The sequence below is a fragment of the Brevibacillus borstelensis genome (assembly GCF_037834415.1).
Taxonomy (GTDB): Bacteria; Bacillota; Bacilli; order Brevibacillales; family Brevibacillaceae; genus Brevibacillus; species Brevibacillus borstelensis_A.
Genome location: NZ_JAUMSJ010000001.1, coordinates 343360 through 357164 on the forward strand (window position 1 = coordinate 343360; position 13805 = coordinate 357164).

Consider the following 13805-nt stretch of genomic DNA (forward strand, 5'->3'; position numbering starts at 1 on the left):
AAAGGCAAAAAACGAAACAGGGCTAATCGCAGCCGGGCCAAACATGACGGTTTGCCGCTATAGCAACAGGCGGTGAACCAATGCTGATAACCCATTCACCTACCTTTGTCTGAGATGAGTCGCCGAGCCGCAGCGGGTACAGCTTGCAATCGGCGTCGATCTTGATAACGGCATAGTCGCGGACGCGATCAGCCAGCACCCGTTTCGCCTCAAAGACACGGCCATTGTATAGTTTGACGAGGATAGTACGCGATTTTCCGATGACGTGCTCGCTGGTCAGGATATACCCTTTGGGATGAAAGAGAAAGCCGGAACCGTAACTCCGCTCGGAGGCAAAGGGCGGCTCATCGGAGACCAGGCTGCGAATCAGGTCTTCTACGTTGGTGGCCTGATGCGTATCTTCAGTGACGATGGAAACAACGCCGTCCCTTACCCGTTCGATAATGGGAACGAAGAAGTTGAAGGGGTGCAAACTGTTGCTCGCAGGGTATTTGGCTTTGGCATAGTTGTTCCACTTTTTACTTTTCACGTCTCTCTCCCCCTACAGCTGATAGGTATGTATCATCTTATGGCAAGTGTGGAGGTAAGGAGCGCCCAAATATAATCAGTGGGATATATCAATATTTTTAATTGATATAATAAAGAATTAGCATTGGTATATTTATAATGAAGCGCTTATAATTAGGTCAAGAATATTTCGAACAATATAAGCGATTTCGCAATACGGAAGCAGACGCTGTTCCCCGATTGACGAATTCGCGCCAACACAAGGAAATGCTGAGGGTATTGGAGGATGTAGAGGGATGGATGTAAAAACAATCATACTCGGTTTTCTGAATTATGGTGAAATGAGCGGCTATGATATAAAGCAGGCTTTTACCAACAGCATCGGCTTTTTCTACGACGCCAGCTTCGGTGCGATCTATCCGGCTCTGCGCAAGCTGGAGGAAGAGGGCTACGTGACCAAGCAGGAAATCATTCAATCAGGCAAGCCGAACAAAATTTTGTACCGGATTACAGAAGCGGGCAAGGCGACCTTCAACATGGAGATTCAATCAGCCATCCTGCCGCCGGTTCTTCGCTCCGATATGCTGGTTAAAATCTTCTTTGGCAACAGCCGCACGGAAGCAGAGCAGCGAGAGCTGATGGAAAGCTGTCTGGAGCTTCAGCACAACATGCTGAAGCAAAGCCGGGATTCTTACGCGAAATTGAAGGACACGTTTGACGACTATCAAAAGTTCTGCTGGGAATATACGATTCATCACCTGGAAATGACGATCGCTTTCCTGGAACAAAAAATGCCAGCGCTATTGAAAAAGGAGCACGCGTACATGGCGTAAACGCCATGACGGCCATAGCGACGGCGACATGAAGGGGAAAGACCGCCTTTGAGACCAAGGCGGTCTTGTCTGTACGCAGAGATTCATTTCGCGAGGCCTATCCATTGCGCGGGGAGGCGAGGGAAGGAAACGCGAAGCACAAATTGCAAAAAAGCGAAAGGTCCGGATGAGAGCCTTTCGCTTTTTCGTGTTTTATTTCAGGTTTTCCGGGTTGAGGCACTCCAGCTCGGGTACGACAAAACGGCCGTCCTTGCGGATCAGGCGGTCGTCAAACCAGATTTCGCCGCCGCCCCACTCCGGACGCTGGATGCAGACCAAATCCCAGTGAATCGAGGACTTGTTGCCGTTGAAGGCTTCGTCGTAAGCTTGGCCCGGCGTAAAGTGGAAGCTGCCGTCGATTTTTTCGTCAAACAGAATATCCTTCATCGGATTTTGGATGTAAGGGTTCACGCCGATGGCAAATTCGCCGATGTAGCGAGCACCCTCGTCTGTGTCGAATACCTCGTTGATTTTTTTCGTATCATTGGCGGTCGCTTCGACGATTTTGCCGTCCTTGAAGGTCAGCTTGATATTGTCGTATGTAAAGCCCTGGTAGGGAGACGGCGTGTTGTAGCTGATGACGCCGTTGACAGAATCGCGAACGGGTGCGGTAAACACTTCTCCGTCCGGAATGTTGGCTTCTCCAGCGCATTTGATGGCGGGAATGCCTTTGATGGAAAAGCTCAGATCGGTGCCCGGACCGGTGATGCGGACCTTGTCCGTCTTCTCCATCAGCGCGACGAGGCTGTCCATCGCCTTATCCATTTTTCCGTAATCCAGGGTGCAGACATCGAAGTAGAAATCTTCAAATGCTGCCGTGCTCATGTTCGCAAGCTGTGCCATCGAAGCGTTCGGGTAGCGGAGAACGACCCATTTGGTCTCAGGTACGCGTACATCCAGCACCGGACGAGTGTGCAGTCTGGAGCTCAGTTGGATCTTGTCGCCGGGAACGTCAGCGTATTCATTGATGTTGTCGCCGCCGCGAATGCCGATGTAGACGTCCATTTTCTTCATGAAGGATACGTCAGCCTCGCGCATGATTTCCAGCTGCTTTTCATTGGTCAAAAGCAGCAGCTCCCGCTGAATCGCAGGGTCGATCAGCTGTACGAAAGGATTTCCTCCTGCCGCGTACACTTCCTTGATGACAGCACGGGTCAGCTCGGAAACAGAGCCGACGGCATAGATGAGAACGTTTTCGCCGCGTTGCACGCGGGTCGAGTAATTGACCAGTACATCGGCCAATTTTTCCATACGGGGATCTTTCATGGGTGAGTGTACCTCGCTTTCCATTGCGTTCATAGTGTATTGTAACATGAGAAAATCCGGCTTTGCCAGAAAGCGGGTTTCAAATGCCCGGGGTTTATAAAAAAAAATTTTCCGAATCGCGATGATCCGGTGGGTTGTGCTCTTGGGACAGGCTCGCAAGCGGACAAAGAAAAAAGCTACCCGTCGACAGGGCAGCATGCGTATGAAACGCGCTATTCAGGATCCGGTCCTAATATATATGCAATCATTGGCCCTTATGTGCCACTAGTGCTGATTAATTGTCACAAGAGCAGCCGACAATTACCAACAGGATGAACAGAATCAACACCAGAGTGAAGTCGTCAAGGTTGCCGTTAAAGATGCTACTCATAAAACATCCTCCTTTGTTTGTTAAGCGTCAGTGCTTACATCCATAACATATGGGTTTTCGCACAATGCTGTAACAAGGGCAAACGCCCATTTTTCCGAAGTATATTATTCTGAAAACATGGAAAAGCTAGAGGATACGAAAGTACGACGCGAAATGAAAGGATGGCATTTGTCATGCGCAAAGCCTTGTCCGGCATGGACCATTATTACTTGGAACCCGTTTTGATCAACGTGGGCGAAGACTTCAAATCGATTGTGTGGAAAGCGCAATACGATATGGATTTTAATACGGAGTGTCTGTTTTGTTTTTCCGAAAGGATTACCGGCTACCGGGTGGAAGATGAAGCAGGACGTTCCGGAAAAGTCGCCGTCTGCTCGCATTGCGAAAAAGTGAACGCCATTTACGCATAAGCCGTGCAGGTAATTGCTCCCAGACCTGCATGCCAATACAGCATCGGGAAAGGGAGGCAAGGGGGGGAGCATCCCCGCTGATGGCTGCAGCGAAAAGGCGATCGCAACGGGTTTCGAACCGAAGATACGGGAGCGCTGGCATCCTGTGATCAAACAAAAACGGTGTCTTGCAAAAGACATCGTTTTTGCTTGTGTCTGCCACTGTATCCACCATGTACCACCCCGCTTTTAGCAGGATTGAACCCTGTTGAATCGAATACGTAGGGGAGCATACATAAGCGGGGATAGAGGTGAACACATGCACAAGAAATGCAGCCGCTGTGGGAATGACATGGAGATCACGCTGCGAAACGTCGTGTACCGGAAAAGAGTCAAAATCTTGAACGTGCCGGTACAGGTCTGTCAGAATGATCGCTGCTCTCATTCCCAGGTAGTGGATGTGGTCAAGGAAGATTTGAAAGAACTGATGGGGAACCTGGGACAACATCCAAAGCGGCAGAACATCGAATTTGAAGACGTTTCAGAGCTCTCTCATTTGCTGGTATTGATTGCGAACCAAGAAGAGGATGCAACGGTGCGGCAGGCTTTGGAAGAAAGAGTGAACGAGCTGTTGGACCTGTTTTTGCTTGCGCAATCCCTGGGCGACCAGGAGTGGATGCGAGAGCTTCGGCAGCGTTTGACCAAAATCATGATTTGATGGTTGAGAGTTGTCCTCCTGGCAGGGCGGCTCTTTTTGTTATCCTTCAAACATGCTGAACGAGTGCTTTGGAATTGCTTGCTGGCTTTGCACCCGGGAGCATGGACTTCCGCTTTTCTTTTCCGTATACTATGAACCACATAGAGTGACGAGAGGAGCGATACATCGATGTCAGTAAATCAGCTTCATTCGCTGGAGGAGCTGGACCGGTTCGTGGCGGAAACGGGCAAGCGCCTGTTGTTCAAGCACAGTACGATCTGTCCGATCAGCACGACTGCCTACGAGGAGTTTCAAGCATTTTTACGTGAACAGGACGTGCCGTCAGCGGTCATTCTGGTACGGGAAGACCGTCCCGTATCCAATGCCGTCGCCGAGCGTTTTGCGATCACGCACGAGTCTCCGCAGATTTTTCTGCTGGAGGATGGTCAGGTCAAATGGCACACATCGCACTGGAAAATTACCAAAGCCGCGATTGCCGAGGCTGTAAACGGGTAACGGAAAAAAACGGGTTGGCAGGACGCCAGCCCGTTTTTTCTTTTCGTGCCGATCGCTTTTGCTGGTTATTCCCAGTACAATTCCAGCTTGTCGCCTGCCCGCACTTCGCTATGAAAGGAAGCGGGCTCCCCGTTGATGAGCATGACGAGCCTGGTGAGACCATCCGTCGCCGGCTTTTCCAGCGCGACGTCAACATAGCGGAAGACATCGCTGAAAACGGGAGCGGCGGGCTGGGTCGCTTTTACTGTGATGATGGCACCATCCTCTACCAGCTCGTGCTGCTCGGCGGGGCGGCCATTCATGGTTATCGTCAGGGAAGCGAGCGCGATCGATACCGGAGTGCCGTTAAAGGAGACGGAAATCGACTCTTGCACCCATTCCTCCGGCGGAATCACGTCGCGAATCGCCGGGAGCTCGGTTGGCTCCTCGCGGTAGACCAGCTCATCTCCGGGCCTGACAAAGTCGCTCAAAGCGGCTGCTTTGCCGTTGATTTCCACGATCTTCTGTACGGAAGACAGGGCATACTCGCGGCCGTTTACACTGAATTGAATCGTCTCGACAGCCTCGTCAGCAGTCGTGGAGAGCATGCCGGATTCGCCCAAAACCTCTTCGACCGTTCGCGGAAGTCGGATGAAAACCTCGCTGCGATCAGCCAAATCGGCGTCAAGCGGGTGAGGCAAGCCGTTCACCAGCGCGATCGGTCCCAGAGAGAGCGGCTGGTTGTTTACGGTCAGCTCCAGCGTATCCAGCTTGTCCATCAAATCGACTACTTGAGCTTTGGCGTCTTCGCCATCCTGACCTGCTTCCGCTACGATCCGGTCGCCTTCCGCGATAGGGGAGTCAAGACCGCTGGGCTCTCCGTTTTTCAGGATGACAGGAGCGGTTCCGTGTCCGCCAGGAATCATCTTCATCCGGCCGTTGACAGTCAAGGTGATGGCCATCCCCGGACGGCCATGCAGGCGGCGGATATCCAGTCCGGCAGCGATCAAAGCGTCGCCTACGGTCATTTTCCGCAGATCGAAAATGCGGATCGGGTTGTCGTTGACGGTGACCGTCACGTATTTCACCGGGTGCCGCTGTGCAGCGACGGCAATCCCGACCGGCGTTACAAATTCTGGTCCGTTCAGCAGCGGATGCTCGCCGACAAACTGGCGGATGGCGTCGGCGCCTCTGACCGCGACCCGCGCGGCAGGCAGTCCGAGCGCCTCCGCGACCCGCTCCGTCAGCTTGGGAGTCAGACTGCCGCCGCCGATCAGCATCACGGCTTGCGGCGGCTTGCCGTTCAGCTCTATGATTTTCATCGCGATTTTCCCGGCGAGATGGTTAATCTCTTTGTCGATCGCGTTGACGATCTCTTCGCTCGGAAGCGTCTGCTCAAGGCCGAGAATATCTGTAAACGTTACCGAATCGGAGCCGGTAAGGGCGCGCTTCACCTCTTCGGCCATGGGGAAGTCGAGCAGGAATGCGTTCATGAGAGCATCCGTAATCTCGTCACCGGCAACAGGCACCATGCCGTACGCGGTGATCGCTCCCTCCTCGGTCAAGGCAACGTCTGACGTACCCGCGCCGATGTCGACAAGCGCGATGTTCAGCCTGCGCATCGTGACCGGAATCAGGACGTTAATGGCGGCGATCGGCTCCAGCGTGAGCGCCTGCATGTCCAGTCCGCAGCGGTTCAAGGCGGCCAGCAGGGAGTCGACGACGACGCGCGGCAAAAATGTGGCAATTACATCGACACTGGCCGTTTCACCGCGCTGGTCGATCAGGTTGCCGATCAATTCTCCATCCAGAAAGTAATTGACCACGCTGTACCCGACACAGTAATAGCGGGTCACGTCCTGTTCGTTCAGCTCCTGGGCCAGCTGCGCCTGTGCCTCCTGGACAGCGGAAAACTCCAGCGTCAGAACGTCGTCGCGGGAGATCGCTGCGTGACGCGACAGCTGAATATCCATTCGGACGCGCTTTGTCCGAAGCGAGCGGCCCGCCGCAGCGACAGCTACCTGCTTGAGCGGACCGTGTTTTATTTCCAGCTCTTCTTTTATTTTTCCGATCACTTTGGAAACGGCGATGACATCGTGGATTTGACCGTCCAGCATCGAGCGCTCGTCGTGCTCGCGCACAGTGCAGTCGATGACGCGGAATTGTTCCCCCGCAGGCTCCACGATCAGTCCTACCACGCTGCGCGTTCCGATATCCAAAGCAAAAATCAGCTCTTCTGACGATGATTGTTCATGGTCTGACAATGGGATGTCACTCCTCTTACCGGTGGAAATTCCGGGAAATGAATGTAACTTGTAATTCGACTCGAGGGAGGGGGAATCCTGTCGAATCAGGGAATCTTCTTGCCCATAAATGAAAATTTTGAAAACGCTACAAAATACTTTACAATTTACTTTCGCGCTTTTTGGCGCTAAACTGCTGACAAAGGGGGTTCGATCCATTATAATAACCCTAATTTATTTCTAACAGCCTACAAAACCAGAAGAGAAGAGGAGAGTGGAGACGAATGGCACATGATCCAATCGAAACCATGCGCAAACAAATAGACGAGATCAATCTGCAGATTCTCGGCTTAATCAACAAGCGGGCAGCGCTTGTCCAGGACCTGGGCAAGGAAAAGCTGAAGCAGGGCATCAATCGTTTTGACCCGGAGCGCGAGCGCGAGATGCTGAACCTGCTGGTGGAAAACAATAGCGGACCTTTTACCGACAATACCATCCGTCACCTCTTTAAGCAGATTTTCCAGGCTTCTCTCGACCTGCAAAAGGACGACAACAAAAAAGTGCTGCTGGTCAGCCGCAAAAAACAGCCGGAAGACACTGTGCTCACCATCAAAGGAGTCAAGTTTGGCGGAGGCGAACCGCTTCTGATCGCTGGACCGTGCTCGGTTGAAAGCTATGAGCAGGTGCGGGCGGTAGCGGAAAATCACGTCAAACGAGGACTTCGCGTGCTGCGCGGCGGCGCGTACAAGCCTCGTACATCGCCTTACGACTTCCAGGGGCTGGGCGAGGAAGGGCTGCAAATTCTCAAGCGGATCGGCGACGAATTCAACCTCGTCACCATCAGCGAGATCGTGACGCCTTCCGATCTGGAGAAGGCGACCAAATACATCGATGTGATCCAAATCGGCGCCCGCAACATGCAGAACTTCGAGCTGCTGAAGGCAGTGGGACGCCTGAATCATCCGGTTCTGCTGAAGCGCGGCTTGTCTGCGACGATCGAGGAATTCATCTACGCCGCTGAGTACATCCTGTCTGAGGGCAACACCCAGGTCATGCTCTGCGAGCGCGGAATCCGCACCTACGAAAAAGCGACCCGCAACACGCTGGACATCTCTGCCGTGCCGCTTTTGAAACAGGAGACGCATCTTCCTGTATTCGTTGACGTCACTCACTCCACCGGACGTCGCGACCTGCTGCTCCCGACCGCCAAGGCAGGCCTCGCTGTGGGAGCAGACGGTGTCATGCTGGAAGTCCACCCTGACCCGGATGTCGCGCTCTCCGATGCCAAGCAGCAGGTAAACATTCCGCAGTTCAATGAAATCGTGGACGAACTGCTTGCCTCCGGCTTGTACAAAGAAGCAAAGGTTGCCGTAGAAAGATAAACCGCCGCAAGGATAATGAAAGCGATTATGAAAAGGCAGAGCGAGCTTTCCCGCATCGGGAAAGCTCTTTTTGCAGAAATCGGAAGGTCCTGGCCCATTTCTGTTTTGGTTCACCCTATTCCTCTTGTGTCAAATAGACCCCGAACGAGAAGCAAGGCTGTTTTGATGGGCAGTCTGCCCGTCTTTCGTCAAATTGGGAACAATGGAATGGAAACCTCCCCCCTGTTAAAACGTATAAAAGAAGAAAACCGGGGAGGAGACGAGATATGCTTGCCATGAACGTAGCGATGATCGCTTTCACCCTTTTGATTCTCGCTTCGCTCGGGATCGTCGGGTACAAGGCGTTTGTCCGGAAGCAAAGCATTACCCACAGCTACACTCCCTTCGATTATATGGCCGGACAGACCAATGTGGAGTTTCATGAGGAAAAGGAAGAGAAGGAAGAACATGCCGGACAGGGCGACGACCTCGACAAGAATGACCGTCCCTTCCGCTCCCGAGTGTAGCCGGGACATCCTTTCATTTGACGAAAAACGGAGCAACCAGTAAGCTAAAACATAACAGATGGACTTCGGGGAAGGAGCATGACTATGAGTGAGCAGGGCCATTGCTGTTCGTCTGAGCGGTCGACTCCGCGGACAGACAAGATCAAGTCGAATCTGATCTCTCGCTTGAACAGGGTAGAGGGACAGGTTCGCGGCATCCGCGGCATGGTAGAGAAGGATGTCTACTGCGACGATATCCTCAACCAGATCGCCGCCGTTCAATCCGCGCTGAATGCCGTCGGGAAAATCCTTCTGGAAGGACACATGAAGAGCTGTGTCATGGAACGGATTCAACAAGGCGACAACGAAGTGATCGACGAGCTGTTGAAAACAATGAACAAATTAATGAAATAACGGGGGGCTGTGTCCGGAAAACAATTGCAACCGGGCACTGCTTGTCGTATCATAGGTGCATATATTTTTGAAAATAAGATGAAAACCATAAAATGGGAAAGTGAGGGTGTGTGATGCCGGTAACTATCTATGACGTGGCTCGGGAAGCGGGGGTCTCCATGGCGACAGTATCCCGAGTCGTTAACGGAAATCCGAACGTAAAACCGCTGACAAGGAAAAAGGTCTTGGCTGCCATTGAGCGCCTCGGATACCGTCCCAATGCAGTCGCACGCGGTTTGGCGAGCAAGAAGACAACGACGGTCGGTGTCATCATTCCGGATATCTCCAGTTTGTTCTTTTCCGAATTGGCTCGGGGGATCGAAGATATCGCGACGATGTACAAATACAATATTATTTTGTGCAACTCAGACCAGCGCCTGGAAAAAGAGCTTCAATTGATCAACACCCTGCTGGAAAAGCAAGTGGACGGGCTGTTGTTCATGGGAGCGGAGATCAAGGAGGACCATCTGCAAGCCCTGACCTCTTCTTCTGTGCCAACGGTGCTGGCAGCTACGCGAGATGCGGATAATACGCTGCCATCGGTCACGATCGATCACTTCCAGGCCGCCTACGACGCTACAAAGGAATTGATCGATCACGGCCACAAGCGGATTGCCATGATTACCGGACCGATGAACGATCCGCTTGGCGGCTTGATGCGCTACGAGGGCTACAAGCAAGCACTGCAAGATGCGGGGCTGAAGCTCGATGACGCATTGGTCACGCAGGGCAATCTGTTCTATGAGTCCGGCCTGCGGGCGACAAGCCAGTTTCTCTCGCTGGAAAAACGGCCTACGGCAGTCTTTGCGGCGAACGACGAGATGGCCATCGGGGCGATTCACGCTGCCCAGGATGCCGGTCTCAAGGTTCCCGATGACCTCGAGGTCATCGGTCACGACAATATTCGGTTGGTCGAAATGGTGCGTCCGCGCCTGACTTCCGTCGTACAGCCGATGTATGATATCGGCGCCGTTGCGATGCGTCTGCTCACCAAATACATGAACAACGAGCAGGTCGACCAGCATGTGGTTCTGCTGCCGCACCGGATTGAATACCGGGAAAGCACCAGACCGCGGGCGACAGCCACCAGCTAACGCTGCACCATTGCAGCGAGAGGAGGACAGCGATGAGAATCGGAATTATCGGCGCCATGGATGAGGAAATCGCGCTGTATATGGAAAATATGACGGGTACGACGGCTACCCAAAAGGCCGGGATTACCTATTGCGAGGGCGAATGGGAAGGCAGGACGGTCGTCCTGTGCAAATCAGGGGTAGGGAAAGTAAATGCCGCTGTCACCACGCAAATCCTGATCGACCAGTACAAGGTGGACAGCGTCATCTTTACAGGAGTAGCGGGTGCGCTGCATCCTGAGCTGAATATTGGAGACATCGTCGTTTCCACAGACTGTGTCCAGCACGATATTGATGTGACACCGCTCGGGTTTGCTCCGGGGCAAATCCCGTTTACGGAGAAATCCGTCTGGGAAGCCGATCCGGGTCTGATCCAGCTGGCAGTGAAAGCGGGCGAGGAGCTGGAGGCCGGTGTTCAGGTGACGACCGGACGTATTCTATCCGGCGACCAGTTCGTCGCCGATCGCAGCAAGGTTCAGCAGCTCCACGAGCAGTTTCAGGCTCATTGCACCGAGATGGAGGGTGCCGCCGTCGGACAAGTATGCTCGATGAACGGCATTCCTTTTGTCGTCGTCCGTTCGATGTCGGACAAGGCTGACGGTTCGGCACATGTGAATTTTCCGGAGTTTACCAAGCTCGCTTCCGAGCGGTCCTACTCCATCGTCAGGCGCATGCTCAAAGCCATGACCCCCGCAGTCATTGTGTACTCAACGAAAAATTGCATCGACTGCGACATGGTGAAAAACTGGTTGACTGCGAAAGGAATCGCTTTTGAGGTGCGTGATGTCATGACCAGCCGGGCATTCCAGGAGGATGTGGAGCGCTTTGGCTTTATGGGAGTCCCCGTGACAGTGGTCGGGGACAAGGCGGTAAAAGGCTTCCAGCCGGCAGAGCTGGAAAAGCTGGTTGACGGACTTTCATAAGCTGCATAAAAAAACCGGTCCCTGAGAGGCCGGTTTTTTTATATCCGTATTGAAAATTACTCATTATTCTTGCGATTTTATCCAATTCAGCTCCCGTCCCCAATCGGCGCGTACATCATCGCACGCTCCAGCGTCACCCGATTTTTCTCGGTTATTTCTGCCCGGCGAGGGATCGGCGGAAACGGCGTGTCGAACAGCCTGTCCGGCAGCTTTTCCTCGCTCAGCGGCTGCCAGCGGGCAAGCCACTCTTTCGGCGTGGGGCCGTCCGCCAGCGGTTGGTCGCTCATCTCGCTCCACAACAACGTCCAGGCCCGCGGGACCACCCTCCAGATATCGTAGCCGCCGCCCCCGACTGCGATCCATTTGCCGTCGCAATATTCGTGGGCCAATTGATGGGCCAGCCGCGGGATTTCCTGATAGATCCTCATCGAGCAGGAAAGATGCGTAAGCGGGTCAAAGGCATGGGCGTCGCAACCGTTTTGCGTCAGGATGACATCCGGTTTGAATCCTTTTGCCAGCTTGGGCAGGAGCTCCCGATAAATATCGAGATAGGAGCCGTCCTCTGTAAACGCATCCAAAGGAACGTTTACCGAATAGCCGTATCCGCTTCCATCCCCGCGTTCGGTCAGGTTGCCGGTGCCGGGAAACAAGTATTTTCCCGTTTCGTGGATCGAAACGGTCAAGACGTTGGGATCGTCATAAAAAGCCCATTGCACACCGTCGCCATGGTGGGCGTCCGTGTCGATATAGAGGACGCGGGCATTCCAGTGCTTGCGCATGTAAGCAATCGCCACGGAGCAGTCATTGTAGATGCAAAAGCCGGAAGCCCGGCCGCGGAAAGCATGGTGCAGGCCGCCGGCAGGATTGAACGCGTGCTTCGCCTCACCGTTCATGACAGCGTCTACTGCTTGCAGCGTACCGCCGACGATCCGGGCAGAGGCTTCGTGCATCTGCGGAAAACAGGGGACGTCTTCGGTCCCCAGACCGTAGCTGGCAGCTGCCGGCAGTTCTTTGTCGCTGTGTCCCTGTTCCCGTACAAAATCGATGTAACGCCTGTCGTGCACCAGTGCCAGCTCATCATCCGTGGCCATTCGCGGCGGCAGTATATCGGCGTCAGTCAACAAGCCATGAGCGCTCATCAGATCATAGGTCAACAGAAGACGGCGCTGGTTGAAAGGATGTTCATCGTGAAAGTAGTACTGGGTGTAATCCGGCGAGTAGATCAGACGAGCGTTGCGGCTCAAGGGCGAGTCCCTCCTTCCCCGGGCGCGATGACGGTGAAGCCATGGTCGCGCAGCTTTTGGACAATCGGACGGGGGTCAATGGTTTGAGCGCGGAAGACAAGACTCTTCTTAGCAGGCTTGGACCCGGGGAAAACGACAATGCTGGATACATTGACCTGGGCTTCCCGAAACACCTGGCTTACTTCCGCAAGCATCCCCACGCGGTCGTCCACTTCCACCTCGATGTGCGAGCTCGGCTTGTTCACGCCAAAGAGCTCGATCAAGCTGTTGAACAAGTCCGACTCGGTGATGATGCCGACCAATCGGTTCCCCTCCACGACGGGAAGAGAGCCTACTTTGGATTCGTAGATTTGAACTGCCGCGTCCTCTATGAAATCAAGCGGATGTGCAGTGAGGACCTGGCGCTTCATGATCTCGGATACGGGTTTGCTCAGGATGGACTCGTCGTCTTTTTTCGGCAAGAGAATGGAAGGGAGCGCTTCCCGGAGATCGCGATCGGAAACAATCCCGACGAGGCGTTCGTGTTCTACGACGGGGAGGTGTCGAATCCGGTTTTCGCGCAGCAGCTGCAAGGCCTCGCGGATTGTGGTGGCGGGACTCGCAGTGATGACCTGTCTTCGCATAATGCTTTCGATACGCATGAAAGATTATCTCTCCATTCGTAAGTGAGATCAAAGCCGGACAGATTCCCGGAAGGATTGAGGCTGCTAGCTAGTATAAGAAACGATTGTGAAACCGCATGGCGTCAAAGGCAGCCACGCTTTCCGGCGGCACGCGCTTTCCGATGCGGGCCATGAGACAGTTTGCCGGATGCGAGCATATCTCGGGGTCGTCTGTAGCCATCCAGACCATTCCGACACTGCCCATTACTTTTTCCATGACTTTTCGGTACTGCCAGACGTCCAGGCCTGTTCCTTTCAAATCCCAGTGCCAGTAGTATTCAGTCGTGATGACAATGTAGTCCTCCAGCGCGTCATCCGAGAAAGCCACCTCCAGCAAGGCTTTGGCAACGCCTCCCGCCCGCACGCTCTGGCTCACTTCAATCGCCCCGAGTTCAAGCAGATCCGGGAGCCTTGCCTCCGACCAGCGCTCCATCGGGTCCGGATAGAGAAAGGTGGCGTATCCGAGCACAAGATCGTCTTCCCGGACGAGAACGATGCGCCCTTCAGGAAGCGCTGCGATCTCCACCAGCGCCTTCTGCTGTTCCTCCGGGATCCGAAACGCCTTCAAGCCCTCATCAAACCGCATGGCTGCCAAGCGATCTGCAGGGACGGGACCTTCCACCAGCAGGTTTTTGCCGTTTACTGCTATGTGCCTGGAGTAGTATCTCTTGGTGTATTCCATCC

The 13805-nt window shown here is 53.8% G+C and carries 16 protein-coding genes; 9 read left to right on the top strand and 7 right to left on the bottom strand.

Annotated features, from left to right (window positions below; translation table 11 throughout):
• Window positions 1-22 precede the first annotated feature (22 nt).
• Window positions 23-529 carry a S1C family serine protease gene (locus Q3F21_RS01575; RefSeq protein WP_340249470.1) on the bottom strand — a complete coding sequence of 169 codons (507 nt, stop codon included), beginning with the start codon at window positions 527-529 and terminating at the stop codon, window positions 23-25.
• 274 nt (window positions 530-803) lie between these two features.
• Here Q3F21_RS01575 and Q3F21_RS01580 point away from each other — a divergent pair, with 274 nt between their 5' ends.
• Window positions 804-1340 carry a PadR family transcriptional regulator gene (locus tag Q3F21_RS01580; protein WP_340249472.1) on the top strand — a complete coding sequence of 179 codons (537 nt, stop codon included), beginning with the start codon at window positions 804-806 and terminating at the stop codon, window positions 1338-1340.
• A gap of 192 nt (window positions 1341-1532) precedes the next feature.
• Here the strand turns inward: Q3F21_RS01580 and Q3F21_RS01585 are convergent, their stop codons facing one another.
• The gene (locus Q3F21_RS01585) at window positions 1533-2645 is read right to left on the bottom strand and encodes an aminopeptidase (RefSeq protein WP_340249474.1); all 1113 of its coding nucleotides are present in this window, start codon (window positions 2643-2645) and stop codon (window positions 1533-1535) included.
• Between the two features lie 274 nt (window positions 2646-2919).
• The gene (locus tag Q3F21_RS01590) at window positions 2920-3015 is read right to left on the bottom strand and encodes a YjcZ family sporulation protein (protein ID WP_024982869.1); all 96 of its coding nucleotides are present in this window, start codon (window positions 3013-3015) and stop codon (window positions 2920-2922) included.
• Window positions 3016-3188: 173 nt separating this feature from the next.
• On the opposite strand from Q3F21_RS01590, the gene Q3F21_RS01595 reads away from it, so the two are divergent.
• The 3 genes from Q3F21_RS01595 to ytxJ all read left to right on the top strand — a co-directional run bounded on the left by Q3F21_RS01595 (window position 3189) and on the right by ytxJ (window position 4617).
• Complete coding sequence (locus tag Q3F21_RS01595) at window positions 3189-3425, top strand: hypothetical protein (protein WP_340249477.1); 237 nt, start codon at window positions 3189-3191, stop codon at window positions 3423-3425.
• Window positions 3426-3723: 298 nt separating this feature from the next.
• Entirely contained in the window at window positions 3724-4122 is a 399-nt protein-coding gene (locus Q3F21_RS01600; protein ID WP_340249479.1) for a hypothetical protein, read from the top strand.
• 168 nt (window positions 4123-4290) lie between these two features.
• Window positions 4291-4617: a bacillithiol system redox-active protein YtxJ gene (ytxJ, locus tag Q3F21_RS01605; protein WP_340249481.1), complete on the top strand. Its 327-nt coding sequence runs from the start codon at window positions 4291-4293 to the stop codon at window positions 4615-4617.
• Between the two features lie 65 nt (window positions 4618-4682).
• On the opposite strand, the gene Q3F21_RS01610 is transcribed toward ytxJ, so the two are convergent.
• Window positions 4683-6860: a cell division protein FtsA gene (locus tag Q3F21_RS01610; protein WP_340249483.1), complete on the bottom strand. Its 2178-nt coding sequence runs from the start codon at window positions 6858-6860 to the stop codon at window positions 4683-4685.
• A 263-nt stretch (window positions 6861-7123) separates the two neighbouring features.
• On the opposite strand from Q3F21_RS01610, the gene Q3F21_RS01615 reads away from it, so the two are divergent.
• The 5 genes from Q3F21_RS01615 to Q3F21_RS01635 all read left to right on the top strand — a co-directional run bounded on the left by Q3F21_RS01615 (window position 7124) and on the right by Q3F21_RS01635 (window position 11215).
• Window positions 7124-8221, top strand: a complete 1098-nt coding sequence (locus Q3F21_RS01615) for a bifunctional 3-deoxy-7-phosphoheptulonate synthase/chorismate mutase (protein ID WP_340249485.1) — start codon at window positions 7124-7126, stop codon at window positions 8219-8221.
• 266 nt (window positions 8222-8487) lie between these two features.
• Window positions 8488-8727: a DUF3951 domain-containing protein gene (locus tag Q3F21_RS01620; RefSeq protein ID WP_340249487.1), complete on the top strand. Its 240-nt coding sequence runs from the start codon at window positions 8488-8490 to the stop codon at window positions 8725-8727.
• An 84-nt stretch (window positions 8728-8811) separates the two neighbouring features.
• Window positions 8812-9120, top strand: a complete 309-nt coding sequence (locus Q3F21_RS01625; RefSeq protein WP_340249489.1) for a metal-sensitive transcriptional regulator — start codon at window positions 8812-8814, stop codon at window positions 9118-9120.
• Window positions 9121-9233: 113 nt separating this feature from the next.
• Entirely contained in the window at window positions 9234-10253 is a 1020-nt protein-coding gene (ccpA, locus tag Q3F21_RS01630) for a catabolite control protein A (protein WP_340249491.1), read from the top strand.
• A 32-nt stretch (window positions 10254-10285) separates the two neighbouring features.
• Complete coding sequence (locus Q3F21_RS01635) at window positions 10286-11215, top strand: 5'-methylthioadenosine/adenosylhomocysteine nucleosidase (RefSeq protein WP_340249493.1); 930 nt, start codon at window positions 10286-10288, stop codon at window positions 11213-11215.
• Between the two features lie 86 nt (window positions 11216-11301).
• On the opposite strand, the gene Q3F21_RS01640 is transcribed toward Q3F21_RS01635, so the two are convergent.
• From Q3F21_RS01640 to Q3F21_RS01650, 3 genes are all read right to left on the bottom strand, one after another.
• Window positions 11302-12459 carry an acetoin utilization protein AcuC gene (locus tag Q3F21_RS01640; RefSeq protein WP_340249495.1) on the bottom strand — a complete coding sequence of 386 codons (1158 nt, stop codon included), beginning with the start codon at window positions 12457-12459 and terminating at the stop codon, window positions 11302-11304.
• Window positions 12456-13100 (bottom strand): CBS and ACT domain-containing protein, encoded by a 645-nt coding sequence (locus Q3F21_RS01645; RefSeq protein WP_340249497.1) that lies wholly within the window; start codon window positions 13098-13100, stop codon window positions 12456-12458. Before Q3F21_RS01645 ends, Q3F21_RS01640 begins: the two co-directional genes overlap by 4 nt.
• A gap of 70 nt (window positions 13101-13170) precedes the next feature.
• Window positions 13171-13803, bottom strand: coding sequence for an N-acetyltransferase (locus tag Q3F21_RS01650; protein ID WP_340249499.1), 633 nt, complete (start codon window positions 13801-13803; stop codon window positions 13171-13173).
• Window positions 13804-13805: the final 2 nt, after the last annotated feature.

Bases quoted from the DNA above. Each gene is read 5' to 3' on its own strand.
- Q3F21_RS01580 (WP_340249472.1), top strand. From the start codon at position 804: ATGGATGTAAAAACAATCATACTCGGTTTTCTGAATTATGGTGAAATG.
- Q3F21_RS01585 (WP_340249474.1), bottom strand. From the start codon at position 2,645: ATGAAAGATCCCCGTATGGAAAAATTGGCCGATGTACTGGTCAATTAC.
- Q3F21_RS01590 (WP_024982869.1), bottom strand. From the start codon at position 3,015: ATGAGTAGCATCTTTAACGGCAACCTTGACGACTTCACTCTGGTGTTG.
- Q3F21_RS01595 (WP_340249477.1), top strand. From the start codon at position 3,189: ATGCGCAAAGCCTTGTCCGGCATGGACCATTATTACTTGGAACCCGTT.
- Q3F21_RS01600 (WP_340249479.1), top strand. From the start codon at position 3,724: ATGCACAAGAAATGCAGCCGCTGTGGGAATGACATGGAGATCACGCTG.
- ytxJ (WP_340249481.1), top strand. From the start codon at position 4,291: ATGTCAGTAAATCAGCTTCATTCGCTGGAGGAGCTGGACCGGTTCGTG.
- Q3F21_RS01615 (WP_340249485.1), top strand. From the start codon at position 7,124: ATGGCACATGATCCAATCGAAACCATGCGCAAACAAATAGACGAGATC.
- Q3F21_RS01620 (WP_340249487.1), top strand. From the start codon at position 8,488: ATGCTTGCCATGAACGTAGCGATGATCGCTTTCACCCTTTTGATTCTC.
- Q3F21_RS01625 (WP_340249489.1), top strand. From the start codon at position 8,812: ATGAGTGAGCAGGGCCATTGCTGTTCGTCTGAGCGGTCGACTCCGCGG.
- ccpA (WP_340249491.1), top strand. From the start codon at position 9,234: ATGCCGGTAACTATCTATGACGTGGCTCGGGAAGCGGGGGTCTCCATG.
- Q3F21_RS01635 (WP_340249493.1), top strand. From the start codon at position 10,286: ATGAGAATCGGAATTATCGGCGCCATGGATGAGGAAATCGCGCTGTAT.
- Q3F21_RS01645 (WP_340249497.1), bottom strand. From the start codon at position 13,100: ATGCGTATCGAAAGCATTATGCGAAGACAGGTCATCACTGCGAGTCCC.
- Q3F21_RS01650 (WP_340249499.1), bottom strand. From the start codon at position 13,803: ATGGAATACACCAAGAGATACTACTCCAGGCACATAGCAGTAAACGGC.